We start from the raw sequence: 23,921 nt of genomic DNA on the forward strand, positions 1-23,921 counted from the left end.
TGAGCGGTTCATCAATTATTACAAACCCTGCAAAGATTGCTATATAGCGGTTCTCGGTTCGATGCGGTACACTCTGCTCTCTGTCTTGAGATTTGATTCTTACTCCCCTTCCCTACAAGGGAAGGGGTTGGGGGTTAGGTTATTCTGATGTACTTCACGCAACTGAGAACCGCTATAGTTTTTCAGTAAAACAAGCATCTTCCCCACCTTATTTGATAGCAGACAAGATGCCCGCCCAACAGTTATTATTAATTTTCCCGTGCGACCAGTACCGTGACATCATCGCGGTGTCGGGTAAAATCCCGGTATAGAACTCCAGCGAGCAGGCTGGGATGTTTTGCGGCTAAACCAGGATAACGATCTAAACGCCACTGCGTACCTAAACCGTCGGAGTGCATTATCAAAATCCCCCCTTTAGACCACTGATAAACAAACTCCTGAATTTTGCGAACCTCATGCCCGACAGTGCCGTTATGGGAAACCATACTGTAAGAACGGGCTAGTCCTATCTCTTGGTTGGGAGAAAGAACTGTGGCAGAAATGTTGCCCACTCCAGCAAAACAAACTGCTTGTTTTTCAAAGTTTACTTCAGCGATCGCCATTGCTGCTCCCCGTGTACTTCGCAAAGCTGCATGAGCTGCTTCAATAATTTCTTTAGGACTTTGACAGACATTCTCTCGAAATATCCTCACCGCTTCTAACGACGCTTCGGCGGCTAGAGGCCCGTGACCTAAACCATCTGCAACTAATAACAGAGTGCGATCGCCACAGCGATCTATTGCCCAAGCATCACCGGAAACCTCCTCACCTATTTTGGGCAAGCACACTACACCTATATCTATATCTATGTCTATATTGCTGCGTAGCGGCAATTCTTGGTTAGGACTAGCCCAGAGTTGGCTTAATAAGGCTGTCCCGACACTGGGAACAGAATGAATATCAAAAACAGTGGAGAGGCGAGCGATCGCGCCTAAGCCATTTCCCGGAGTTCCCGCCGTAGAATAGCCATCACGCAAACACTCGCTGATATTGCTCATTCCTGGCCCTTTGTCCAGCGCTAGGATTTCGATCCCCACGATGTTGTTTTTTTCCACAGCTTGGAGCAGCAACTGACCGTCGGTAGCGTGACGAACCAGGTTATTTGCCATCTCGGTGACAACAATGCCTACCTTCCCTCGTTCTGTTTCGTTGAAACCGAGACTACTGGCGAGGGATAAAGCCATCCGTCGCGCTTCACCAGCCTGACTAAACTCTAAGATGGGCAAGCCGACTGGATCTTTCATATAGTTACTTCCACTTGGTTATTGTGACGCAGGTGCCTTCGCCGACGTGGGAAACAATATTAAATTCGTTCACCAGCCGCTTTGTCCCGCTTAAGCCCATACCGAGTCCACCTCCGGTGGTGAAGCCGTCTTTTAGCGCTAGATCGATGTTTGGAATCCCTGGCCCCGAATCTTCAAAAGTCAAACGCAGACCACGACGAATTCCTTCATCTAATGCTTCTAGTTTGACTGTCCCGCCACCGCCGTAGTCCAAGGTGTTGCGTGCTAATTCGCTCGCCGCCGTGACGATTTTAGTCTGGTCTATCAGGCTAAAACCCAGTTCTACGGCAAACTGACGCACAGCTTGCCGTACTAGCACAACATCTGCCGAAGTGTTGATGCTCATGGTTTCATGCTTGTGCATCACCATCCAGAAACCCCCTTGGAGTGGAGACGCGATAGCCGCTGTCTCTACGTAGCGATCGCTGCAAAAGAGTCATTCCCTTCTCAACATTTAAGGCTGTGCGAACGCCTGTTAAGGAAAGTCCCAACTCTACTAAAGTGATGGCGACTGCTGGCTGCATTCCTACGACAACCGTTTGTGCATCTAGCACCTGCGACATCTTGGCAATGTTTCCCAGTATCCGCCCAATAAAGGAATCAACTATTTCCAATGCTGAGATATCGATCAGGACACCACGAGCATTTGTCTGGGTAATCCGGTTTGTCAGATCGTCCTGCAAGGTCATCGCTAGGCGATCGTGCATATCCACCTGAATAGTGACTAGGAGGAATTCGCCCATCTGAAGAATGGGGATGCGTTCCATTACAACTCCTTGCTTATTAAGTGGGTGTCTGGGAGCGAACGAACGCCACCCCCGTTCGCTTCAAGGCTAGAGCAAAGGCATCGGCTAAGGTAGCTTTGGTAATTACATCAGCCAGATCCACGCCTAGGTAGACGATGGTTTGAGCGATTTGGGGACGAATACCGCTGATGATGCAATCAGCACCCATCAGTCGAGCAGCTGTTACTGTTTTTAGTAGGTGCTGTGCTGTCAGGGTATCTACGGTTGGCACTCCGGTAATATCGATGATGGCAACTTCTGCACCCGTTTCGACGATTTTGTTTAGTAGAGATTCCATGACAATCTGAGTGCGGGCGCTGTCGAGGGTGCCAATAATGGGCAATGCTAAAATCCCTTCCCACAGTTTTACGACTGGCGTTGAGAGTTCCATCAATTCCTCTTGCTGGCGGAGGATTACCTCTTGGCGGGCTTTTTGATAGCTTTCCGTCGTCCAGAGTCCTAGCTTATCTAGGAGGTTAGTGGCACACCAAATCTCATCTATAAGTGTCTCGACATCCTGTGCTAGTTCCTGGCGCAAGCGGCTGAATAAAGGCTGCTTAAAGGAAAGAACAAAGATGGCGGTTTCTGATGGGGTGAAGCCTTTAATCGAGCGCGACCGCGAAATCGAAGCCAGCAAATCCCGCACGCCACGCCACTGAGACGTTTGGATGTCGGTTAAATTACCTCCCTGTACTGCATTTGTAAACAAGTCAAGGAATTCTTTGCACTCTTCGCGCAGTTCTGTTTCCCTGAGCAAGTCTTTACGGATACCAGCAGCTAGTTGCTCGTTTAGCCACTCTGTCAACAGTTGGGCTTCGTAATTTTTGAGAATTGCCGGAATTTTGCTTTTGCCGTTCAAGTTCATTTCAACGCCTCCCGCCGCTGACTGGGTTAAAAAAAGTGCAGTATTTAGGCTTTTAGGATAACTAACATTAACTAGAGCTGTTTACTAGGAGGCGCTTGGCGTGAGTTGTTGCAAGCTGCATACACTTGACACCAGTAGCTAACTGTTCAGTCTGGGGTAGTTTCTAAAAGGCTATTTGGCCAACATTTTATTATACGGCTTAGGTTGGACAAATGGACTAGGCATCACCATTATCTTTGCACTCACGCGATCGCGCTTCTTTGCTCGTTGTGGTGTAGATGGTGGGACGGGAAGCTTGAGTTTTCCAAATTTTGCCAGATGAAATATCAGGAGTTGTGGAGAGCGATCGCTAGACCAGAAGTTGTTCATATCATCCCAACATCTTGAATCGTTCTTTAGCCATCCAGTCAAATAAACTGACATATTGCGTCCCCATTCTGATAGATATTTTGTATATTATTCCGAAAATTAAGATTAATTGTTTATTAATTTCTCCATAGTTAAATACAACTTAAACATTCCCTAAAAGTGGCAAATATTACAGCAGCAAATGGGATGAAAGAGTTAACTAATTTGTAAGTAGATGGACAAAGGTAAACATCATAAAAACCTAACTCCCAATCCAAACTTCTCCTTTTAGGAGGAAGCCCAACAAATCTTTTTTTGCAAAGGGGAGGCTGATTCTGGCTCCCCGCACCTTGCACCTGATGAGTTGGGAAGGCAGCGCCTTGCAGGGGTTCTCCGATTGTGGCGACTGGAGTGGAGAGGTTAGATAGTTCGGTTCACCTACCCAACTGCTAATTGATTCTAAAAAATTGTTGTTAAGGGGGAGATACTGATGAAACGTGTAGCCATCAACGGTTTTGGCAGAATTGGACGAGCCTTCTTTCGCATTGCCGCCTCTAAAGGCGATCTGGAAGTTGTAGCCATCAATGACGTTGCCTTAAAATCAGACCAAGCAGCATATTTACTGCAATACGACTCCGTATATCGACGCTTCGAGAGCGAAGTGGGATATGACGATAAAAGTCTGATAATTGGCGACAAGCGAATTAACCTACTAGCTGAACGAGATCCCGCCGCCCTTCCCTGGAAAGAATCGGGAATTGATGTCGTAATCGAGTCTACTGGCATCTTCCGCACGGCAGAAAAAGCCGGAATGCACTTAGAAGCGGGAGCGAAAAAGGTAATTATCAGCGCCCCTGCTAAAGGTGCAGTTCCTACGTTCGTGTTTGGAGTTAATCACGAAAAATATGATGCTGAGCGAGATAATGTCATTTCAGCTGCCTCTTGTACCACCAATTGCTTATCCCCCATCGCCAAAATTTTAAATGATGAATTTGGCATTGAGAAGGCGCTGATGACTACGGTACACGCTTATACTGCCGACCAGCGTTTAGTAGACACTGGACATCCTGAAGAGTGGGCGCGGGGACGCGGCGCAGCGCAGAATATTGTCCCCACGACTACTGGCGCAGCAGTTGCAGTGGCGTTGGTGTTGCCGGAATTGAAAGGGAAACTTGATGGTATGGCTTTGCGCGTCCCAACCGCGACTGGTTCAGTCACAGACTTGAGTGCAGTATTGGAAAAATCGGTGACGGTGGAGGAAGTTAACGACGCTTTACGCAAGTATGCCAGCGGTTCGATGCAGTCAATTCTCAAGGTGAGTGAGGTGCCTTTGGTGTCTTCCGACTGCGTGGGCGATCCTAGTTCGGCTATTGTGAATTTACCTTCGACTAGCGTCCTTGCCGATAACTTCGTTAAGGTACTGGCATATTACGACAACGAGTGGGGATACACTAACCGCTTGGTAGATTTGACTAGCTACGTGTAGGTAAGAGGCTGGAGCCTTTTCCCTCGTTCCCTGGCCCAGCCAAGGAACGAGGGAAAATTCGATGATCCCAAAGAAATTGTAAAATAAATTACGAAGTAATGCAATATACCTCTTTAGGGGGTAGCGATAGCTAAAATAAACCTACAAGAGGAGAAAAAGCTATGGTTACAGCGGCTACAGAAAGGACTTCTCGGTTTTCTAAAGAGCGATCGCTGGTTCTGTGGTTTGATGAAGTTGGGATTGTCGATGTCCCAATAGTCGGTGGTAAAAATGCTTCCTTGGGGGAAATGATTCGACAACTGACCAAGCAGGGGGTCAGGGTTCCCGGTGGGTTTGCAACTACTGCCTATGCTTACCGCCATTTTATTCAAGCTGCGGGGTTAGAAAAGCAGTTGCGCGAACTGTTTGCTGACTTGGATGTAGAAGACGTGCAGAATTTGCAGGAACGGGGGAAAAAAGCCCGGTCGTTGATTCTAAAAACGCCGTTTCCAAGGGAATTGCAAGAAGCGATCGCGTCCTATTATCACCAGATGTGCGAAATATATGGTTATGATACCGATGTAGCCGTCCGTTCATCCGCCACCGCTGAAGATTTGCCCGATGCCAGTTTTGCCGGACAGCAAGAAACCTACCTGAATATTAACGGCATCAAAGACGTTTTAGAAGCCTGCCATAAATGCTTTGCTTCGATATTCACCGACCGGGCAATTTCCTATCGTCACACCAAAAATTTCGACCATTTTAATGTTGCCCTCTCCGTTGGCGTTCAAAAAATGGTGCGTTCAGATTTAGCTTCCTCTGGTGTCATGTTCTCCATAGACACCGAAACCGGATTTAAAAATGCTGCCTTAATCACCGCCGCTTACGGATTAGGAGAAAACATCGTTCAAGGGGCAGTCAACCCAGACGAATATTTAGTTTTTAAACCTACATTAAAAGAAGGATTTCGCCCAATCATCGACAAACGAGTGGGTAGCAAAGAATTCAAATTAGTCTGCGACGTTGGTGGATGTAAAATCACCAAAAATGAGCGTGTCACTTTGAGCGAACAGCAAAAATTTGCCATCAATGACGACGAAATTTTGCAACTAGCTAAGTGGGCTTGTTTAATCGAAGATCACTACAGCCAAGTTCACGGCAAGTATACGCCAATGGACATGGAATGGGCAAAAGACGGTATTACCGATGAACTTTTCATCGTCCAAGCCCGCCCAGAAACAGTGCAATCCCAAAAAGTTAAAAATGTCCTACGTAGCTATCACTTAAAATTGGGGACAGGGGATAGAGGACTTGCGGCTGGGGAAAAATCTTCCCAATTACCAATTCCTTTAGTTATAGGTCGTGCTGTTGGGGAAATGATTGGACAGGGAAAAGCTAGAGTAATTCTCGATGTCCAGAAAATTGAACTGTTCCAACCAGGAGAAGTTTTAGTAACAGATAAAACTGACCCCGACTGGGAACCGATAATGAAAAAAGCCAGCGCCATTATTACTAATAAAGGCGGGCGCACCTGCCATGCCGCAATTATTGCGCGGGAGATGGGAATTCCGGCAATTGTGGGATGTGGGAATGGCACAGATATTTTAAAAACAGGTCAAGAGGTGACAGTTTCTTGTGCCGAAGGAGAAGAAGGAAGAGTTTATTCAGGATTATTGCCCTACGAAGTCCGAGAAGTAGCCCTAGAAAATTTGCCCCGCACTCGCACCAAAATAATGATGAATGTGGGCAATCCGGAAGAAGCATTTAGTTTCTCAGGTATTCCTAATGATGGTGTTGGGTTAGCAAGATTAGAATTCATCATTGCCAATCACATCAAAGCGCATCCTTTAGCTTTGATTAATTACGACAAATTGGAGGATGAAGAAGCTAAGGCGAAAATTGCGGAAATGACTGTAACTTATGAAGACAAACCGCAATACTTCGTCGATAAATTAGCCCAAGGTGTAGCCAGACTTGCTGCCGCTTTTTATCCAAATCCGGTAATTGTGCGGATGAGCGATTTTAAAAGCAATGAATACGCCAATCTTTTAGGCGGTAAGCAATTTGAACCCGAAGAAGAAAACCCGATGATTGGTTGGCGGGGAGCATCTCGTTACTATGATGAGAAATATCGTGAGGGCTTTGCCTTAGAATGTCAGGCGTTAAAGCGGGTAAGGGATAAAATGGGCTTGACAAATGTTATCCCCATGATTCCTTTCTGTCGCACTCCTGATGAGGGACGCAAAGTATTAGCTGAAATAGCGAAACATGGTTTAGAACGAGGAAAAAATGGCTTGCAAGTTTACGTGATGTGCGAGTTGCCCAGTAACGTAATCATGGCGGAAGAATTTGCCGAAGTTTTTGATGGTTTCTCCATCGGTTCTAACGATTTGACACAGTTAACGTTAGGTTTAGATCGAGATTCAGCTTTAGTAGCGCATATCTTTGATGAACGCAACGAAGCTGTGAAGCGGATGGTGAAGATGGCAATTGAAACCGCCAAGAAAACTAATCGCAAAATTGGAATTTGCGGTCAAGCTCCCAGCGATTATCCCGAATTTGCTAAGTTTTTGGTAGAGTTGGGGATTGATTCGATGAGTTTGAATCCCGATTCTGTATTGAAAACTCTCTTAATGGTTGCAAAAGTCGAAGGCGTTTAAGTTTTGTAGGGTGGAGATTGCGTCCACCCTACACTTATTAATATGTTGAGGTTAATTAGCGGTTCGGCTTCTTTCTCAACAGCAAGCGATTCGCCTGTGAGGGCTGATTCATCACTTTGCAAGTTCGTGCTTGAATTCGCAAGTCTGCGTCACTCGGTACTAAATCTTGTGATGGGAATTCGCAATTTTTGCTCGTCGCGGATGACGGTGGCTTAGGAAGTGCGGTCAAGGAAACTAGCATTGAAATTTCCGATAGAGTTGAAAGGAAATTACAATGCTTCTCTGGCCTGGGAACGAAAGAAAACGAGAGAAGGAGAAAATGGGAATGAGGGTCATAGAACTATAAAGTAGAGTGAGTGTCAAAGTGAAGGAAGATGGTTGCAAACCCGTTTGTGCCGCAAGATTTAGTAGGTAGACAGCAAGAACTGCAACAAGTCAGCCAAATTCTCTCAATAGATGGCGATTTACTGATTACAGGGGTTCCTGGTAGTGGAAGGCGATCGCTTATTCGTTGGGCAGCACAGAAAGTGAAAGCTAGAGTGCTAGAAATTGACTGTCTGCGAGCCACTGATGGCAAGCGATTTCTGCAATTGTTCGCTGAAAGCTTGATGGCAACCTTCACCACACCGGAAGAACTGGCGTTAATTGGACAGTGGATTGCAGAACATCCTCTGAGTTTGGAGGAATTGCCGAATGGACAAACTCGTTTAGTTTGGCATCTATCAAACGAGGGAGAATGGTCGCTATTTCAAGTTTTGCTGAACTTACCGCAAGCGATCGCTAACAAAGTCAATAGCCGCGTAGTGATGGTTTTTCGCAATTTTCCCCACATCCGGTCTTGGGATAGAGATGGCAAATGGGAAGCTTATCTGCGTGAAGAAATCGCCATACATACTCATGTCAGCTATGCGCTAATTGCTACAGTCGGAGAACCTTGGGTACAAGATAGTAACTTGCAGGTTGTCTGTTTAGCACCGCTGTCTAATCAAGAACTCAGCGCATGGATTGAGACAGCAATGAGCTTACAGGGATTGAAATTTGATGCAGATGGTTTAGCGCTATTTTTAAGCTACGTTCAAGGACATTTAGGGGATGCGATCGCGCTAGCTAGACGAATTTGGCTGGATTGCCGAGTTTTATACGGAAGCCAGAAAGAAGGACTAATCCAATCCCACCACGTCCATCGCAGTGCTTTAGCATTAGTTGAAGATATATCTATTACCTTCGAGTCACTGATTTTACTGCTACCTTCTAGCCAAGTTCGGGTACTAGAAAGTTTAGCTCTTGATCCCACAGATAGCCCGCACAGCCGCGAATACATCCAAAAACACCAACTTTCTAGAGGTGGCTCTCTCCAAGGTGCTTTGGCAAGTTTAGAACAGAAAGGTTTGGTATACGGCGCTAAGTACGGCTACCAGATAGCTTTACCTTTGCTGGGGTTCTGGTTAAAGCATAGGATTGGGGACTGGGGGCTTGGGGCTGGAGACTGGGGGCTGGGGGTGGGGACTAGGGACTAGGGACTAGGGACTAGGTACTAGGTACTAGGTACTAGGGACTGGGTAAGAGTCCTTCCAATTCCCAATCCCCAATCCCCAATCCCCAATCCCCAATCCCCAATCCCCAATCCCCAATCCCCAATCCCCAATTCCCAACTATGTGCGCGATCGCAAGCCACAATATTTTTATGCAAAAACACTCAATTACCATCTCGGCTTGGTCGCTTTTAATTATGTTACTCTGCACCTTGCCCGCTCATGCCCAAAAAATCTCCCGTCCCCAGCAGCAGCAATACTCTGTCGAAGAAGTTTTGCAACAACTCGCCAAAACCAAAGTCATCTACTTAGGCGAAACCCACGATAATCCTGAAGATCACAAAGCCCAGTTGGAGATTATTCAGCGACTATATCGGCAAAATTCTAAAATAGCGATCGCAATGGAAATGTTCCAGCGTCCTTATCAAAGTCTACTCAATCAATATCTGGCTGGAAAAATAACCCAAACCCAGTTATTAGAACAAAGCGAATATGAAAAACGCTGGGGTTTCCCGTGGGAATCTTATGCCCCGATTCTGAGTTTTGCCAAGGAAAATAATTTACCTGTCTTAGCCTTAAATACTCCCAGCGAAGTAACGCGCAAAGTCGCACGCCAAGGATTAGAAAGTCTGACACCAGATGAGAGAAAGTACATTCCGCCATTTAATGAAATTCGCACCGATAATTCCGAATATCGCCAAATGGTGCAAGAGTCTTTTCAACAGCATCAAGTAGCCGGACACGGAAATAGTGCAAACTTTGAGCGTTTCTTCACAGCGCAGGTGCTTTGGGATGAAACGATGGCAGAAGGAATTGCCCAATTTGTGAAAGCAAACCCAGATTATCAAGTCATTGTTTTGGCTGGACAAGCTCATATTATTTATGGCTATGGTATTCCCAGCCGCGTTGCGCGACGCTTGGCAAATAATATAGTCCAATCCTCAATTTTACTCAATCCATCGGAAGCCATGCAAGCTTCAAGTGACAAAGCGATCGCTGACTACTTTTGGGTAACATCTGAGTGAAGACTGAGTTAAGAATAATTGTAGGTTGGGGAGTCACCCCCGCACGGGGTTTGAGGTAAGTTAATCAAGTTCGGAGATGAAGGCGGAAGCAAGGCAGAAATTATGCGACTGAGGGAGGAATTAAGACGCAAAAGTTCGCAAAGATAAACGCAAAGGTAGCGCTGTTACGCTACCTTTGCGTTTACTTCTTATTACCCAAAAATTGCACCAAGGGTTGAAAAACTGGCACCAATTCGGGACGAGCAACGGTTAAAGTGGGGAAAGAGCGATCGCCATAATCCTCCCCTTCTTGCAACGGAAACACCGCTTCATCCTTCAGGGACACCCAAACCCCGCCAGCAGCTTGTAAAATTACCCACACTGCTGCAATATCCCAAATTTTCGGCGTAGACTCGACACCGCCGAGGGTAGTACCAGAAGCAACAGCAACAAAGTTGTAGGTAGTGACACCCAGCATCCGAATTTTACAGGGGAAAGGTTTCTGCAAAACAGAGGTACTTCTGGCACACAAGCAGAAAAAGTGATTGTGGCTGGGAGAGTCAGGGCTGGTGTGAATCGGTTGATTGTTTAAAAAGGCACCATTTTTCTCTCCCCCGCTATACCAAAAGGCGTGAAAGGTTTGGTTGATGGGGGGAAAATGTACGTACCCGAAAACAGGTGTACCTTGATACAACAAACCCATTGAAATTCCCCAAATAGGAATTCCCCGTGTAAAGTTTGTTGTACCATCGATGGGGTCAATCACCCAACACCATTCGGCACCATAAAAAGTGTGTTCAGCTTCTTCGCTTAAGACATCGTGGCTGGGAAAAGCTTCAGCGATCGCTTCTCGAATTTCCCGATCCGCCCACTTATCCGCTTGCGTCACCAGACTCCCATCAGCTTTTTGGGAAGCTTGCACTTGCCCAAAATCTTGCATTAGCTGCTTGCCAATTCTAGCGGTAGTCTCATTCGCAAACTTTAAAACCTGCTCAAAAACATCGTTCATAGTTAATAGTTCATCGCTAATTGCTAATTGCTAATGGTTCATGGCATCTTCACAATTAGCAATTAGCAATTAGCCATTAGCAATTTATCAGTCTAATTCACCTTCGAGGACAGTAGCGATCGCAACTTTTGCATTGTCGCGAAATTCTGTGACATCCACATGAGAGAGGAACACAACCGCTACTACCATTCCCACTGCTTGCAGTGCAAACACCAATCCATAGGCTAACACCAAGTTAGTAGTAAATAAACTTTTACCTACATCCAATACAGCACCACCTGTAACAGTTGCGATTGCCCTGGCCATTGCCTGTGATAATCCCCAAGCACCGATAAATGTACCAGCCGTTTCCGCCGCAGTCAAATCCAACATTAAACTAACTGCGCCTGTTGTAGTGACACCGGAAGCCAAACCAAATAATAATAGCGCTCCTTGCAACAACTTCTGATTGTGGGTGAATCCGGACAGGATAATTAATCCAAAAGTAGCCGCTACCAAAAGACAGCCTAATTTAGTTGTTTTTTGCTTTCCTAAACGAGGCACAATTAAAAATCCAGTGATACTAATCCCAAGTAGCGTTCCGGTTCCCCAGTAAGCATTTAACTTAGTAGTTTCCGAAACTTGCATTCCGAAAACTTCGCCTCCGTAGGGTTCCATCACTGCTTCTTGCATAAATAAGCTAATTGTCATCACGAGCAAAAAGGTGAAAAATATCCCCGTTTGCCGATTAGCAGTTAATACTCGCAGCGCTTTCCCTAGAGTAATTTTGTCTTCCCGGTCTACTAAAGTAGAACGAGAAGTATAGCGGGAATATTTTTTTTCAACGCCCACTGTCGCCAGTAACGCCAGCCCAAACACGGCGACGGGGACAATCATAAACAGCTGATTTACTGATGCTTGCAATTCCGAAAGTGGTGCATCTGCGGCAACTTTTTTGAGCAAAGTACCGCCGATAATTGCCCCCAGAACAATTCCCACCATCAGCATAGACCAAACAATTCCGACGAGTTTGGAACGGTTATCTTCATCGGAAACATCCACCAACAGCGCTGCAAAGGGAGTGGAACTCATACTCAGCGCCAAACCATAAAGCGCGAAAATCAGTGCAAGTACCGCAGTCCAACCATAAGTTTGAGTTGTCCATACCCAACCCCCAGCAGCTTGTACCACATTACCCAGCTGCCACATTACTTGTACAGCCAGGAAGGATGCGATCGCAAACAGCGCCGCCCCTACCCACACATAGCCCGTGCGATGGAAACCAAATAACGGCTTAGAATCTGACATCTGCCCAAACCACACCCGCGCTGGGGCGATAAACTGGTGCATCGCAATAGTACCAGCCGCAATTGTCGCCGGAATCCCCAGTTCCCCAATCATCACTCGGTTCAGGATTCCCAGCGCCAGCACCGCCATCATCCCCAATCCCATCTGAAACAAGCCGAGTCGGAACATGGTGAACAAATTCACTTTCTTGATTGATTCAAGCGGTTTCGACTCATCTGGCTGTAAATTTATATCACCTGTTGCCATATTTTTTAAAAGGAAATTAATACACGCATTACTGTTTTTACGCTTCGGTGCAATTTTTTCTTAGCGCCCTTTTTAAGGGGGTTCTGATCTATAAAGTTGCACATCACGCTGTTTTAATTTCACCATAGCCCCCAGCAACTATCTGCAACGATAAACTGAAAAATATAAACTTTTGTAAAAAGTATTACCAATGCAAACCATCACGTTAGCGCAAAATGGCCCCACCTTCACTGCTGTAGGTATCGGCGCTTGGGCTTGGGGGGACAAGCTATTTTGGAACTATGGCAGCGACTACGGGGAAACCCAGTTGCAGGAAGCTTTTGAAGCGACTCTGGATTCCGGCGTAAACTTCTTTGACACGGCTGAAGTGTACGGCCCAGGAAAATCAGAGGAGTTCTTGGGAAAGTTCATGCAAGAAGCTGGGCGCACAGCCCAGATTGCCACAAAATACGGCCCTTACCCTTGGCGAGTTACCGGACAATCAGTATCAGATGCCTTAACCGAGAGTTTAAAACGTCTGCGGGTCGAGCAAGTAGCCCTTTATCAGGTGCATTGGCCTTTCGCCTTCCTGATGAGCCAAGAAACGCTGATGAATGCCCTAGCGGAAGAGGTGAAGCGGGGCAGAATTGCTACAGTCGGTGTCAGCAATTACTCAGCCGAACAGATGAAAGAAGCTTATCAGCTTTTAGCGGCTAGAGGCGTACCTTTGGCTGTAAATCAGGTGCGGTACTCGCTGCTGACTCGGCAAGTCGAGGCTAACGGCATTCTCGACACGGCGCGTCAGCTAGGCGTGACTATTTTGGCTTATAGTCCTTTGGCTCAGGGGTTACTGACTGGCAAATATAGAGTCGAGGATGGCAAGGAGCCGACTGGCGCACGTAAATTTGATTCTCGCTTCAATCGCAGCGGTTTGGAGAAAATCGAGCCTGTGATATGTGCGTTGCGTAAACTTGGAGAAAAGTACCAAAAAACACCCGCTCAAGTTGCCCTGAATTGGTTGATTGCCCAGGATGGGGTGATTGCGATTCCGGGGGCGAAGTCAGCCGAACAGGCGCGGCAGAATGCCGGGGCGCTGGGTTGGCAGTTGAGCGCCCAGGAAGTTGCCCATCTGGAACTTTTGAGCCGCCCTTGGCGAAATTAATTGAGGCTCTAGCCTCTACGCTGCTGGTTCCCAAGCTCAGCTTGGGAACCAGCGAATTCAATCCAAAATTGATAGAGCGATCGCATCCTATGAAAATCTTCTCAGATTGGGGCTTCTCCCGCGAAGGCTGGCGCAATAATCAAAGAGGCGAATACTGGGTAGTAGCTCAGGCAATTCTCATCGTCGGTTTTGTCGTTTTGCCAGTCTACCGCCCAGTTAATTTACCTCTTGACAGATTTATTAACTTAAGCATTGCTGCTCTACTAGGACTGGCGGCATTAGTGCTACTTGCCAAAGGATTGCTGGATTTGGGACAGCAGCTGACTCCCTTACCTTATCCCAAAGACAACGGGCAGCTAGTTCAAACTGGTGTCTACAGCATCGTGCGCCATCCCGTCTACAGTGGCTTAATTTTGGCTGCCTTAAGTTGGGCAATCTTCTTCGTCAGCTTGTCCCACCTGGTAGCAGCAGCTATCCTATTCGTCTTTTTGGATGCCAAAGCCAGCCACGAGGAAGGATGGTTAACGCAAAAGTACCCAGATTACGCAGATTATCGGCAACAAGTCAGAAAGCTGATTCCCTGGCTCTACTGAGCGAACCAAATCCAGTAGAGGGTATCACACTTTGTCTACCACTCTGATTTTTTTTGCCCAGGTGTAAAATTGCCACATGAAGTTTTACTAAGTTGCCAGTTCAGGATAGAATTGCAAAATGGTGTGAGTAAGCAGAAATATCTATTCAGCTGATGTCCACTCTTTCATCAACACTGACCCGTCCTCAAAATGTTGGCAACTCCCATCTGGGGAGTAATGTATCGCCTTTGTTAACCAAAGCTGTGTATCAAACCGACCAGCAAGTAAAGTTCTTGCATTTGCAAGTGGAAGTTGAAATTCTTTTGCAGCAACTGCAATCACTTAAGAAGCAGCGTCTAACATTAGATTGTCAAGATGCGGGTTTCTCCGATGCCATCGGTAACAAAAAGCTATAGTAGTAAGGTTTTGTCCTTCTTAAGTGCGGTTTGTAACCCGGTCAGCAACCGATAGCTGACAAAAACTATTGCCTGCCACTAATCCGCACCGGGCAGGATTTTTTTGTGCATTGATGGCTGAATTCACTTAACTGATACTTAGAAAATTTTTTAATGACTCTATCGACGATCAAAGTAACCGACACCAACCTGGTATCTGCGACAACTGCTGAAACTCTCCGCATGAGAGACATTTTGAAAAGTCTGCCGCGTGAGGTTTTTGCCAAAAATCGTCAGAAAGCCTGGACGAGCGTGGTAATCAACGTTTTAATGGTGGGATTGGGATATTGGGGGTTAGCGATCGCGCCCTGGTATCTGACACCTTTGCTGTGGATATTTACAGGCACAGCGTTGACAGGTTTTTTTGTAATTGGGCATGACTGCGGACACCGCTCATTTGCCAACCGCCGCTGGGTAAACGATTTGGTGGGGCATATATTTATGTTGCCCTTAATTTATCCCTTCCACAGTTGGCGAATTCTGCACAATTACCATCACGCCCACACTAACAAGCTTGAGGAAGACAACGCTTGGCAACCCTTCCAGCCAGAATTTTATGACAGTATGCCAAAGGCGGGACAGTGGGGCTATCGCTTAATGCGGGGCCGGTTTTGGTGGTTAGCTTCGATAATCCACTGGTCGATGATGCACTTTGATTGGACGCGATTCCAAGGCAAAGAGCGGCAGAAGGTAAAATTGTCCGCACTGGTGGTATTGGGATTTGCCAGCGTCGCCTTCCCCTTGTTAATTGCGACAACTGGTGTCTGGGGATTTGTTAAATTTTGGCTCTTACCGTGGTTGGTTTACCACTTCTGGATGAGTACCTTTACTCTCGTTCACCACACAGCACCAGAAATTCCCTTTACTCCCGCTACGCAGTGGAATGAGGCGCAAGCGCAGCTATTTGGCACGGTTCACTGCGATTATCCGCGTTGGGTAGAATTCCTTTGCCACGATATCAACGTTCACATTCCTCATCACATTTCCACAGCAATTCCCTCCTATAATTTGCGACTAGCGCATAGCGCTATCAAAGAAAAGTGGGGAGACTCAATTCGCGAGACTCGCTTCTCTTGGTCTTTGATGAAGCAAATTACTGACGAGTGTCACCTGTACGATTCAGAAGACTACTACAAGTCTTTCAATGAATATCACGCAGGTAGCAAAAATTAAACTTTAAACGCTCTCGGTACGCAAAGTAATATTTCTGCGTACCGAGAGTGTTTTAAGAAATTAAGACTTGTTCATAACGCGATCCAGCACTTTCCCAGGTATACTCTGTTTCTACAAGCGATCGCCCATTTTTCGACAACTCTTCTCGTAACTGGGCATCTTCAAAAAGTCGCGCGATCGCATCCACATATTCTCGTACCCCGTTAGCGCGTAACGCCCGTAAAGGTACGCCTTCACCCTCAACTGCTAATCCTTCCAAACCGCGATCGCTTCCCACCACAGGCACCCCAGCAGCCATCGCCTCTAGAGTTTTATTTTTTATCCCAAACCCCGTGCGTAGCGGGACAACACAAACACTTGCGGAGTGTAACTGTTCTGCCATCGAGGAGACTTTACCCGTAACTATTACCCCCAAGCGATCCGAGAGTGCCTTGACTTCAGGCGTTGGTCTGGCTCCTACAATACTAAATGTGGCATCAGGATAACGCTTTTGCAGTTCTGGCAAGACTTCTAAGGTAAAAAACCGTGCCGCGTCAATATTATGGGAAGCATCCATCGCCCCCACAAATACTAGCTGGTGTCCACCGGGATCTTTAGGACGATAGGGAAACAACTCTAGATCAACGCCATTAGGAATTACCCTAATTTCAGCAGCAGGATTAAACTGGAGCATTTGCTGCCGATCGTCCTCTGTAGTGACTACAATGTTAGAAAATTTAGTGCAGTAGCGTTTCTCATAACTGTACAAGATTGAGAGATACAAGCGATCGCGCAAAGCATTAGGAGAAGCCCCCATTTCCAGATGGTTTTTACTCCAGCCATAAACGGAACTATGAATATCTACCACCGTCCGCACTGAATTGCGAAATTCCGGGCGAACGTAGATTTCATTTACGCTATGTTCGCAGGTAATTGCGTCACACTTCCCAGCTTTGACATAGGTATCCACCCAAGCTTGCATTTCTGGTGAGTAGCGATGCAAAACGTTTGGCGGCGTTCCCTTAACCAGTGATTCTGTAAAGCGTCCCACTTTCCCCAATAATCCACCTTTTGGTTCCGCAGGAATCGGAAAAATCACCAAGTCGCTTACCCACTGACGAAGTTCTTCTACTTCTGCATCTGATACTCCGCTGTGGCGTTGCGTTACCAGTGTGATGTTATGACGCTGGTGCAGGTATTTTAACAAGTTAAAGGTTCTAATCTCGGTTCCCCCCCGGCTAGGCGGATAGGGAAACGTTGAAGAAAGCATTAAAATATTCATAGAAATTCGTTTAGTCTTATTAGTCTTACAGATTTGTCTTTAACTTTGACTTGCATCAGCTTTTTTAAGAGCTGCAATGAGTTGAGCTTTATTCATACCTGAAAATCCCTTGATATTCCGTTTTTTTGCGCGCGCTTTTAGCTCCGGAACTGTCATTTCAGTGTAGTCCGGTTCCGGAGGCGTATCACCTTTCTTGATTTCTACTTTTACTGGCTTATTCAGGATTGGTTCAATTTTTTTAACAAATTCATCAATATGTTTACTGATTTTGTTGCTAATCAGCTCAAGCTTTCTATCTATCAACTTATCAATTTCGGGCAATATGCTTTCAATTTGTATTACCTCCCTTGATGATTCAACCGTATTTGAAGGCTGTATGTCAGCAACTGGTGACTCATTATTAATTTCTCGACTTCTCAGAACTTCAACCTGCTCCCTGAGAAGTTCCTCATTTTGTTCACTGAGCCTGCTGCTAATCTGCTCAAGCTTCTTATCTATCAAGTTCTCAATTTCTGGCAATATACTTTCAATTTGTATTACCTCCTTTGATGATTCAACCGTATTTAAAGGCTGTGTGTCAGCAACTGGTGACTCATTATTAAATTCTCGGTTTCTCAGGACTTCAACCTGATCCATGAGAACTTTCTCATTTTCTGATTCAATAATGAAAGCTCCAATCATTTCCCCTTTACGAGGATCTATCTCACGAGCCTTAACAGCGGCGTAGTATTCAAAGTGTCCATTAACTACCTCATAGGATTCCAGACTGGTTCTGCGAATAACTGGGGGATTAATAATACCTTCAGCTTTTAAAATTAACTCAGCAGTCCTATTTAACTCATCCTCTAAAAATTCTGAACGTGCAACATTAGAGTTAATTTTTTTTACTGCTACGAGCGAAGTAGATAATTTCATGCAGTTAGTCCTATTTCTTGCAAAACTTCTTTTGCTAGTAACTCAAATTCCTTGGCTGCGAGAGAATCTGGCTTAAAATCAAGTACCGATATTGGATCTGGTATTTCCATATTACCTACAATCTGCATTCTTTCGGTACATTTTGCCAGTTCCTCTCTTTCATAAATAACGCTTTCCATTATTTTCAAATTGTAGCGTTTGGGAATTACCTCTAAGCGCTTTGGTAAGGTATATTGTCCAAACCTGGAATTAGTAGATATTTTACAAGGAAGAACACCTAATATTTCAATGGGTGGCTTATTGAGAAATTTTCTATACCCATTAATTGTTTTAACAAAATCTTTGACGTTTACTAACCCTTGATTAGCAAACGGTTTTAGATCCGAAGGAATAATTAGATAGTCAGCTGTAATTAAGGCAATTCTGGCATAAAGGTTTAAAGATGGTGGCGTATCAATGATTACAACATCATATTGACCTTCTACTGCTTTTAGTTTTTGCAAAAGCATTATTTTACTAGAATCTTGTTGATTTAGCTCAGTTTCGTATTGCATTAAACTGATGTGGGAAGGCAACACATCAATTTCTGGGTTAGTATACTGAGATTTCTTAGCAACTTCGTTTATAGGATAAAACTCTTCTGACTGTAATAGATGACGAACATTGCAATCTTTTACCTCATCTAGTTCTTCATCATCAAATTTTGCTAAACCTGCTGCAAAGGTAGTATTAGCTTGGCTATCTAAGTCAACAATAAGGACTTTTTTGCCTTTCTTTCTGATAGCGGCGGCTAGGTTGACTACGGTTGTTGTCTTGCCTACGCCGCCTTTGTTGTGGTAAATTGCTATTGTCTTCACAGTATGTCGCCTTTTCTCTTTAATAAGTTCACTAGATTGGGGCTGAGAATTAATTGAATCCGCTTGTACGTTTGTTACTTCAATCGAAGGGTTTGCTGGTGATTTTTCAGAGGTAGCGATTTGGTTCTCATTGGGATTAATCTGGATATGTTCGATTTCAGTAGGTTTCTCTTTTAAGCTGTCTCTACCAATGAGAGTTTTTATTTCGTCTATTCTAGAGCTAATTTCTCTACCGGAACAGTTAAATACTAGCTGAATATCATCCTGAAATTTCTGGTAAATTCTGAGTTCCTTACCATTTGTTAACAATCCATATTCTACATTTAAACTCGTTAAGTAGCGCTTGAGTCTACCAGTATGTCTATTTAAGTTTTGATTAGGATGCTTTGCCTCCATCACAACACTTAACGGCGAGTTGTCATCCAACACAAATGGAACAACTTGCGCTGCAAATGCCAAGAAGTCTAATCGAATGCTGCCAACGGCAATCTCTTGATGCCAATTTTCTGGAGTGTATCCTAGCTGTGGCAGCAGATATTGAACTATGAGTTTACTTTCTACTTCGCTCTCGTTGCGGCAAAGCTCAGGATTAAAGTTCAATTCTGTACTTCCTTAATAACACTGCACTAATTGGAACCTTAAACCTACTCAATAGAATGAAGTTTTCCGCGTCAAGGCGATCGCTAACCTGAGATGATGTTCTTTCATACTTGTATGAGTGTAGCCTCGCACGTCTGGCAGGAGCAATAGTAAATTTGAGCGATCGCGTATTTTTCCCCGCCACGCGATCGCTTAAACTATCCTTTAATTAAAAAAATTTAACCGCGCTTGAACAAACCAGAGAAGCTGTTCTTCACCTTATCGAAAGTCGATTGGAAGAAGTTAGGTAAAACTGGCTCTTGAGGAACCGCAACCTCAATCGGCTCATCTGCAAATTCAGAACCTTTGAGACGATAGCCATATTCCAATTGGCTTTTATTCTTGCGTAGCACTGGATACAGGCGTAAGGAGGCTTCGCGCAAGTTCTCCTCTTCTTGAAAGATGGCTTGATTAATCTGGCTGGTGCGATTTACTGCTAGAGAACCCGCTGGATACCAGTTCTTTTTACCCTGAGTGCGAATGTATATATTAAATTCTGGTACGCCGTCCGACTTCAATTTGTCGTACTGCTTGGAGGCTTGAGTGCGTTTAGAGGCGGATTTGGTTGGTTTTTTGCTTGTCTTGGCTTTGCCGAATCCACTATTAGTTGTCATAAATCTTGTTTTCAGGTATTTACAAAATTTTACATAATTTTAAGCATTTGCGATCGCGCAAGGCAGATGCGGTTCTGGCGCACAACCAACTAGAATGCTTGAATTAACGAGAGCGATCGCGCTTCTGGGGAATATTTCACAGCATCTATAAATATTCAGCCATGAGAAACGAACTTGAGACAGAAAGTTAGGTTTATCGCTCCCATAAGCCCAAAGCAGTTAATATATTGCAGCGATCGCCTTCTCCTTAGTTGACAAGGGAGACACTGCGATCGCAAAGTCGGCGCAACTCTTCAAGGCGCACTATTGCCTTCCGACAAAGAATCCAAGATTATTATTAAGGCTGTAACAGTTGACCAGCGATCGAGTGCCGGGGATTCGCTGCAAGAGCGAGCATCACCCACCAGAGGAGCGAACACATGGGATATGTCATTGCAACGGTAAACATGAAAGGCGGTGTCGGTAAGACGACTCTCAGCGTCAACTTGGCGACTTGTTTAGCCAAAACTTATGGGAAGCGGGTTTTAGTTGTCGATCTAGACACCCAAATCAGCGCTACGCTCAGCCTAATGTCGCCACAAGACTTTGGCAAGAGCCGGAAAGAAAAGCGCACATTAAGGCAACTGGTTTACAAAGCAATTAGACCAGAAATTCCCAGCAAGTTGTCAATTCAAGATATCATTCAACCTTACGTTTGCACAGTCAAAGGACTCGATTTATTACCGGGAGACATTGACCTCTACGATGAATTTTTAGTTTCCGAAATGCTCCATGAAAAAGCGATGAATGGGGACAACAATAACTTCATCGAAGTCTGGAATAACTTTGAAAGGGAATTAATCAGAGGAATTTTAGAGCCGATTATTAAAGACTATGATTTCATTATTTTGGACTGCGCTCCCGGCTATAACCTCTTGACTCGTAGCGGTATCGTTGCCAGTAATTTTTACTTGCTACCCGCTAGACCAGAACCCCTATCAGTAGTAGGAATTCAGCTACTGGAAAGACGGATCAACAAATTAAAAGAAAGTCATGGCACTGAGAGTCTGCTGAATCTGCGAATGATGGGAATCGTCTTCATTATGTCGGGGAATATACTTAGCGGCAGATATTACCAGCAAGTTATGCAGCGAGTCAGCGAGGACTTTACTCCCACTCAAATTTTCAAAACCAGAATCCCAATGGATGTTAATGTTTCCAAAGCTGTTGACAGTTTTACACCAGTAGTTATCTCAAATCCAAGTTCGTCTGGCTCCAAAGCCTTTATCAAGTTAACGCAGGAATTTTTACAGAAGCTACAGGTTTCTAGCGGTACCTATAAAACCCCAGAAAGCAAAATAAATTTATCCGACTTGGATTAATTTAGTAATTCAGCAAGGGAGAAAAATAATATGAATTTGCTTACTTGCTGAGAAACCTTTCCCTTCAGTATTTGTAGTTATAGGTTGGGTTCTTGGAACCTCAACCCAACCTAATAGCTTAATGTTACTTAGTAAAAGTAACAGCAGTTGTTGCAAAAACTGTAAAATTTGGTTTCGTTATCTTGTGCTTTCCAGAGAGCCTGCTAAAGTAAGAATTGAAGCTGAAAAGCTTCTCTGACAGATACCACAGCGCAGTTCATATTCGACTTGAGAGGTAAAAAACGCTGTTTAATCTAACATCTGTCTCATCAAAAAAACGACAGCAGCACCCCACCTAAAGACTGATATTTCCTCAGTTACTGACTAGGGAGCTATGCAACTAAACTTTATTAAGTTATTGCAACTCCAGGTCTAAAAGCCCATGAGAGGAGATCGCTCAGTGAGTTTCGTTGGAGTGCTGTTGTTGCATTTAAAGCCTTTACGTTTTAATAAACTGTCTCGTCTTCTTTTCGCCACGCTGGATCGACGATACAGATAAACACCAGTGGCTCTTTTCCGCAACTATGGATAAATTGCTTTGCATTGGGTGGAATATACACCGCATCCCCAGGTTCGACTAACTGGGTTTCATCATCAATGTGCATTTCACCTGCGCCGCTAATGATGTAGTAAACCTCAGAAGTTTTTAAAGAGTGCGCTACAGATGTTTGTCCCACTGGGAGAACCGCGTGAGCTAAACTATAGCGCAACTCAATCGGCTGCTTCTCTGGGTGCAGTAATTCTCTTAACTGAGTGCGATCGCCCGCAATAAATTCCTCACAAGCACTAAGCTTTTGAATCAGCATTCTCGAAGAATAGTTATTCGTACAAGACTATGTTGCCATCCTACAGCGAATCTTGAGAATGTAGAGAATAACCGGGAATTGGACAATAGTCGGAGCAGTTAATCGCTTCTTCGGTTAAGGCATCGCTAGGCTTTACCGTACACTTAAGGCGATAATCACCAGTAAAATATTGACAATTAGCGCAGGGTATGCTATGCAAACGCTTAGTTTTGGAAACACCCTGTGCGATCGCGCTAAAGATGTTCCAGAAAACCAAAATTGTCATCATCCAGGCACAAAAAAAGCACACTGGCACTAAAATCGGGCTGATTGCATGAACTAGAAAATATAGAAGTTGAAACACAGGCTATCTCTGGAAGACCAGGCAAATATTGTTATACCAATAAAATTATTTCACTTGCTCAGGTGTATTCCTCAAACTTAAGGCATATTTGTATATTTTTGTAAAGATTACCTTTGGCTTGCACCGCAGGAGTATTTTTAAAGATTATTCATTAGTGGGATTTAAACAAATTTCAAGCCCAATTCAAGCTAAAACTAGCGATATCCGCGACAAGTAGACCCCGGTTCTGGTTCAGCCACTAGAAAAACCGATAAGAGATAGTTGTTCTAAACCCCTCCAAAACCTCAACAAAGGTGTTTAAAGGTTTATTAGCCCAACGTCTTTATAGTCTTCCTGTTAAACGGTGCCATAACATGAAAGTTTAGGCACGCTATACGAGAATAAAATGCCTCATTAGACTTCTATAATCTCTAATTTGCTATTGTTTAACTTTTAACCATCCCTTCTCTTTCCGATAGAAAACTTCAACTCAATTTCTTTGAAACCGGGTTGATACTCTCTTTCCTTACTTCAGTCAATTAACTCTACAGCTAATTCCGGCTTCTTCTTAAATTCTGTATCTCATCGAAGCGTTTACATCATTTATTGAAGCAAGGGGGTATGGCTGCGGGAGTTATCTGTTTCATTCCTCAGACTTTGGCGTGAAAAGCTTGCTGTCCCAGTATGATACTCTCATTGGCTCTTATAGCAACTGAAGTAAAGGTTAGGACATAATAGAAAGGAGTGAATAGGAGAAAGAAAGCCAGCTCCCTACAGTTATGACTTGAGAATAAAAGTAATAGAGGCAATAGATAGAGGAATGGGGAAAACCCAAGCTAGTAAAATCTTCAACATTAGTCGGAATACCATAAACTTATCGCTCAACAGAAGAAAAAAAACGGGAGATTGTCAAGCCAAAAAGGGATATCAACAAGGATATGGGGCAAAACTCACGGATTTCGAGAAATTTCGAGAATTTGCCCGAAAACATGGCAGTCGAACTCAAGAAGAAATGGCAGAAGCCTGGGAGGAAAAAATCAGTGACCGAACAATCGGAAAAGCCTTGAAAAAGATTGGTTTTACCCGAAAAAAAAACAAAACTTACGGATATCGAGAAAGAGATGAAGAGATATAGCCTTTTCCTGTCTAGTGAGGTACGCTCAAAGCATAGAGCATGAGTATTTTCTTGATTAGAGATGAAACCCTACTCCCTTGACCTGCGGCAAAAAATTGTTGACACCTA

The 23,921-nt window shown here is 44.6% G+C and carries 24 protein-coding genes and 2 pseudogenes; 10 read left to right on the forward strand and 16 right to left on the reverse strand.

The annotated features are described in order from the left end of the window. Positions 1-248 precede the first annotated feature (248 nt). The 5 genes from NDI42_RS13785 to NDI42_RS13805 form a co-directional block, all read right to left on the reverse strand. Positions 249-1,283 carry an ATP-binding SpoIIE family protein phosphatase gene (locus NDI42_RS13785; protein WP_190458773.1) on the reverse strand — a complete coding sequence of 345 codons (1,035 nt, stop codon included), beginning with the start codon at positions 1,281-1,283 and terminating at the stop codon, positions 249-251. Between the two features lie 4 nt (positions 1,284-1,287). Then, a complete protein-coding gene (locus tag NDI42_RS13790) occupies positions 1,288-1,668 on the reverse strand; it encodes an anti-sigma regulatory factor (RefSeq protein WP_242017801.1) in 381 nt (126 codons plus the stop codon). Between the two features lie 4 nt (positions 1,669-1,672). Beyond that, the gene (locus tag NDI42_RS13795) at positions 1,673-2,089 is read right to left on the reverse strand and encodes an STAS domain-containing protein (protein ID WP_190428087.1); all 417 of its coding nucleotides are present in this window, start codon (positions 2,087-2,089) and stop codon (positions 1,673-1,675) included. 16 nt (positions 2,090-2,105) lie between these two features. Next, a complete protein-coding gene (locus tag NDI42_RS13800) occupies positions 2,106-2,972 on the reverse strand; it encodes an STAS domain-containing protein (RefSeq protein WP_190458778.1) in 867 nt (288 codons plus the stop codon). A 171-nt stretch (positions 2,973-3,143) separates the two neighbouring features. After that, complete coding sequence (locus NDI42_RS13805; protein WP_190458780.1) at positions 3,144-3,395, reverse strand: hypothetical protein; 252 nt, start codon at positions 3,393-3,395, stop codon at positions 3,144-3,146. A gap of 412 nt (positions 3,396-3,807) precedes the next feature. On the opposite strand from NDI42_RS13805, the gene gap reads away from it, so the two are divergent. Both gap and ppsA read left to right on the forward strand, forming a co-directional pair. Next, positions 3,808-4,806, forward strand: coding sequence for a type I glyceraldehyde-3-phosphate dehydrogenase (gene gap / locus NDI42_RS13810; RefSeq protein WP_190458821.1), 999 nt, complete (start codon positions 3,808-3,810; stop codon positions 4,804-4,806). A gap of 161 nt (positions 4,807-4,967) precedes the next feature. Further along, complete coding sequence (gene ppsA, locus NDI42_RS13815; protein WP_190458782.1) at positions 4,968-7,445, forward strand: phosphoenolpyruvate synthase; 2,478 nt, start codon at positions 4,968-4,970, stop codon at positions 7,443-7,445. Positions 7,446-7,500: 55 nt separating this feature from the next. Here ppsA and NDI42_RS13820 read toward each other — a convergent pair whose 3' ends face one another. Continuing rightward, positions 7,501-7,686, reverse strand: a complete 186-nt coding sequence (locus NDI42_RS13820) for a hypothetical protein (protein ID WP_190458783.1) — start codon at positions 7,684-7,686, stop codon at positions 7,501-7,503. Between the two features lie 133 nt (positions 7,687-7,819). On the opposite strand from NDI42_RS13820, the gene NDI42_RS13825 reads away from it, so the two are divergent. Next, complete coding sequence (locus tag NDI42_RS13825) at positions 7,820-8,962, forward strand: AAA family ATPase (RefSeq protein WP_190458785.1); 1,143 nt, start codon at positions 7,820-7,822, stop codon at positions 8,960-8,962. A 17-nt stretch (positions 8,963-8,979) separates the two neighbouring features. Here the strand turns inward: NDI42_RS13825 and NDI42_RS13830 are convergent, their stop codons facing one another. After that, the gene (locus tag NDI42_RS13830) at positions 8,980-9,135 is read right to left on the reverse strand and encodes a hypothetical protein (protein WP_348231414.1); all 156 of its coding nucleotides are present in this window, start codon (positions 9,133-9,135) and stop codon (positions 8,980-8,982) included. Here NDI42_RS13830 and NDI42_RS13835 point away from each other — a divergent pair. Then, a complete protein-coding gene (locus NDI42_RS13835; RefSeq protein WP_190458789.1) occupies positions 9,130-10,002 on the forward strand; it encodes a ChaN family lipoprotein in 873 nt (290 codons plus the stop codon). The genes NDI42_RS13830 and NDI42_RS13835 overlap by 6 nt on opposite strands. A gap of 181 nt (positions 10,003-10,183) precedes the next feature. Here the strand turns inward: NDI42_RS13835 and NDI42_RS13840 are convergent, their stop codons facing one another. Together NDI42_RS13840 and NDI42_RS13845 are read right to left on the reverse strand one after the other, a co-directional pair. Then, positions 10,184-10,990 carry an inositol monophosphatase family protein gene (locus NDI42_RS13840; protein WP_190458791.1) on the reverse strand — a complete coding sequence of 269 codons (807 nt, stop codon included), beginning with the start codon at positions 10,988-10,990 and terminating at the stop codon, positions 10,184-10,186. Between the two features lie 87 nt (positions 10,991-11,077). Then, the gene (locus NDI42_RS13845) at positions 11,078-12,523 is read right to left on the reverse strand and encodes a BCD family MFS transporter (RefSeq protein WP_190458793.1); all 1,446 of its coding nucleotides are present in this window, start codon (positions 12,521-12,523) and stop codon (positions 11,078-11,080) included. A gap of 190 nt (positions 12,524-12,713) precedes the next feature. On the opposite strand from NDI42_RS13845, the gene NDI42_RS13850 reads away from it, so the two are divergent. From NDI42_RS13850 to NDI42_RS13865, 4 genes are all read left to right on the forward strand, one after another. Then, positions 12,714-13,664: an aldo/keto reductase gene (locus NDI42_RS13850; protein WP_190458795.1), complete on the forward strand. Its 951-nt coding sequence runs from the start codon at positions 12,714-12,716 to the stop codon at positions 13,662-13,664. A gap of 89 nt (positions 13,665-13,753) precedes the next feature. Next, positions 13,754-14,257, forward strand: coding sequence for a methyltransferase (locus NDI42_RS13855; protein WP_190458823.1), 504 nt, complete (start codon positions 13,754-13,756; stop codon positions 14,255-14,257). A gap of 152 nt (positions 14,258-14,409) precedes the next feature. Then, on the forward strand, positions 14,410-14,652 hold the full coding sequence (locus NDI42_RS13860) for a hypothetical protein (protein ID WP_190458797.1): 243 nt from the start codon (positions 14,410-14,412) through the stop codon (positions 14,650-14,652). Positions 14,653-14,805: 153 nt separating this feature from the next. Then, entirely contained in the window at positions 14,806-15,864 is a 1,059-nt protein-coding gene (locus tag NDI42_RS13865) for a fatty acid desaturase (RefSeq protein WP_190458799.1), read from the forward strand. Between the two features lie 52 nt (positions 15,865-15,916). On the opposite strand, the gene NDI42_RS13870 is transcribed toward NDI42_RS13865, so the two are convergent. The 4 genes from NDI42_RS13870 to NDI42_RS13885 form a co-directional block, all read right to left on the reverse strand. Continuing rightward, positions 15,917-17,125, reverse strand: a complete 1,209-nt coding sequence (locus NDI42_RS13870) for a glycosyltransferase family 4 protein (RefSeq protein ID WP_190458801.1) — start codon at positions 17,123-17,125, stop codon at positions 15,917-15,919. 39 nt (positions 17,126-17,164) lie between these two features. Next, positions 17,165-18,040, reverse strand: coding sequence for a Rho termination factor N-terminal domain-containing protein (locus NDI42_RS13875; protein ID WP_199311369.1), 876 nt, complete (start codon positions 18,038-18,040; stop codon positions 17,165-17,167). Next, positions 18,037-19,497, reverse strand: a complete 1,461-nt coding sequence (locus NDI42_RS13880; RefSeq protein ID WP_190458803.1) for an AAA family ATPase — start codon at positions 19,495-19,497, stop codon at positions 18,037-18,039. The genes NDI42_RS13875 and NDI42_RS13880 overlap by 4 nt, the downstream gene beginning before the upstream one ends. Before the next feature lie 218 nt (positions 19,498-19,715). Further along, positions 19,716-20,150, reverse strand: a complete 435-nt coding sequence (locus tag NDI42_RS13885) for an HHL1-like protein (RefSeq protein WP_190458805.1) — start codon at positions 20,148-20,150, stop codon at positions 19,716-19,718. Positions 20,151-20,569: 419 nt separating this feature from the next. Here NDI42_RS13885 and NDI42_RS13890 point away from each other — a divergent pair, with 419 nt between their 5' ends. After that, the gene (locus tag NDI42_RS13890; protein ID WP_190458807.1) at positions 20,570-21,511 is read left to right on the forward strand and encodes a ParA family protein; all 942 of its coding nucleotides are present in this window, start codon (positions 20,570-20,572) and stop codon (positions 21,509-21,511) included. Between the two features lie 485 nt (positions 21,512-21,996). Here the strand turns inward: NDI42_RS13890 and NDI42_RS13895 are convergent, their stop codons facing one another. From NDI42_RS13895 to NDI42_RS13905, 3 genes and pseudogenes are all read right to left on the reverse strand, one after another. After that, positions 21,997-22,356 (reverse strand): cupin domain-containing protein, encoded by a 360-nt coding sequence (locus tag NDI42_RS13895; RefSeq protein WP_190458809.1) that lies wholly within the window; start codon positions 22,354-22,356, stop codon positions 21,997-21,999. A gap of 40 nt (positions 22,357-22,396) precedes the next feature. Continuing rightward, positions 22,397-22,699: a hypothetical protein gene (locus NDI42_RS13900; RefSeq protein WP_190458811.1), complete on the reverse strand. Its 303-nt coding sequence runs from the start codon at positions 22,697-22,699 to the stop codon at positions 22,397-22,399. A 172-nt stretch (positions 22,700-22,871) separates the two neighbouring features. Next, a pseudogene (locus NDI42_RS13905) lies at positions 22,872-23,168 on the reverse strand (IS701 family transposase); the annotation flags it as partial. Between the two features lie 258 nt (positions 23,169-23,426). Between NDI42_RS13905 and NDI42_RS13910 the strand changes: the two are divergent. Then, positions 23,427-23,807 (forward strand): annotated as a pseudogene (locus NDI42_RS13910) (helix-turn-helix domain-containing protein); the annotation flags it as partial. Between the last annotated feature and the right edge of the window lie 114 nt (positions 23,808-23,921).

Source organism: Funiculus sociatus GB2-C1 (assembly GCF_039962115.1).
Taxonomy (GTDB): Bacteria; Cyanobacteriota; Cyanobacteriia; order Cyanobacteriales; family FACHB-T130; genus Funiculus; species Funiculus sociatus.

Bases quoted from the DNA above. Each gene is read 5' to 3' on its own strand.
- NDI42_RS13785 (WP_190458773.1), bottom strand. From the start codon at position 1,283: ATGAAAGATCCAGTCGGCTTGCCCATCTTAGAGTTTAGTCAGGCTGGT.
- NDI42_RS13790 (WP_242017801.1), bottom strand. From the start codon at position 1,668: ATGAGCATCAACACTTCGGCAGATGTTGTGCTAGTACGGCAAGCTGTG.
- NDI42_RS13795 (WP_190428087.1), bottom strand. From the start codon at position 2,089: ATGGAACGCATCCCCATTCTTCAGATGGGCGAATTCCTCCTAGTCACT.
- NDI42_RS13800 (WP_190458778.1), bottom strand. From the start codon at position 2,972: ATGAACTTGAACGGCAAAAGCAAAATTCCGGCAATTCTCAAAAATTAC.
- NDI42_RS13805 (WP_190458780.1), bottom strand. From the start codon at position 3,395: ATGTCAGTTTATTTGACTGGATGGCTAAAGAACGATTCAAGATGTTGG.
- ppsA (WP_190458782.1), top strand. From the start codon at position 4,968: ATGGTTACAGCGGCTACAGAAAGGACTTCTCGGTTTTCTAAAGAGCGA.
- NDI42_RS13820 (WP_190458783.1), bottom strand. From the start codon at position 7,686: ATGCTAGTTTCCTTGACCGCACTTCCTAAGCCACCGTCATCCGCGACG.
- NDI42_RS13825 (WP_190458785.1), top strand. From the start codon at position 7,820: ATGGTTGCAAACCCGTTTGTGCCGCAAGATTTAGTAGGTAGACAGCAA.
- NDI42_RS13835 (WP_190458789.1), top strand. From the start codon at position 9,130: ATGCAAAAACACTCAATTACCATCTCGGCTTGGTCGCTTTTAATTATG.
- NDI42_RS13840 (WP_190458791.1), bottom strand. From the start codon at position 10,990: ATGAACGATGTTTTTGAGCAGGTTTTAAAGTTTGCGAATGAGACTACC.
- NDI42_RS13845 (WP_190458793.1), bottom strand. From the start codon at position 12,523: ATGGCAACAGGTGATATAAATTTACAGCCAGATGAGTCGAAACCGCTT.
- NDI42_RS13850 (WP_190458795.1), top strand. From the start codon at position 12,714: ATGCAAACCATCACGTTAGCGCAAAATGGCCCCACCTTCACTGCTGTA.
- NDI42_RS13855 (WP_190458823.1), top strand. From the start codon at position 13,754: ATGAAAATCTTCTCAGATTGGGGCTTCTCCCGCGAAGGCTGGCGCAAT.
- NDI42_RS13860 (WP_190458797.1), top strand. From the start codon at position 14,410: ATGTCCACTCTTTCATCAACACTGACCCGTCCTCAAAATGTTGGCAAC.
- NDI42_RS13865 (WP_190458799.1), top strand. From the start codon at position 14,806: ATGACTCTATCGACGATCAAAGTAACCGACACCAACCTGGTATCTGCG.
- NDI42_RS13870 (WP_190458801.1), bottom strand. From the start codon at position 17,125: ATGAATATTTTAATGCTTTCTTCAACGTTTCCCTATCCGCCTAGCCGG.
- NDI42_RS13875 (WP_199311369.1), bottom strand. From the start codon at position 18,040: ATGAAATTATCTACTTCGCTCGTAGCAGTAAAAAAAATTAACTCTAAT.
- NDI42_RS13885 (WP_190458805.1), bottom strand. From the start codon at position 20,150: ATGACAACTAATAGTGGATTCGGCAAAGCCAAGACAAGCAAAAAACCA.
- NDI42_RS13890 (WP_190458807.1), top strand. From the start codon at position 20,570: ATGGGATATGTCATTGCAACGGTAAACATGAAAGGCGGTGTCGGTAAG.
- NDI42_RS13895 (WP_190458809.1), bottom strand. From the start codon at position 22,356: ATGCTGATTCAAAAGCTTAGTGCTTGTGAGGAATTTATTGCGGGCGAT.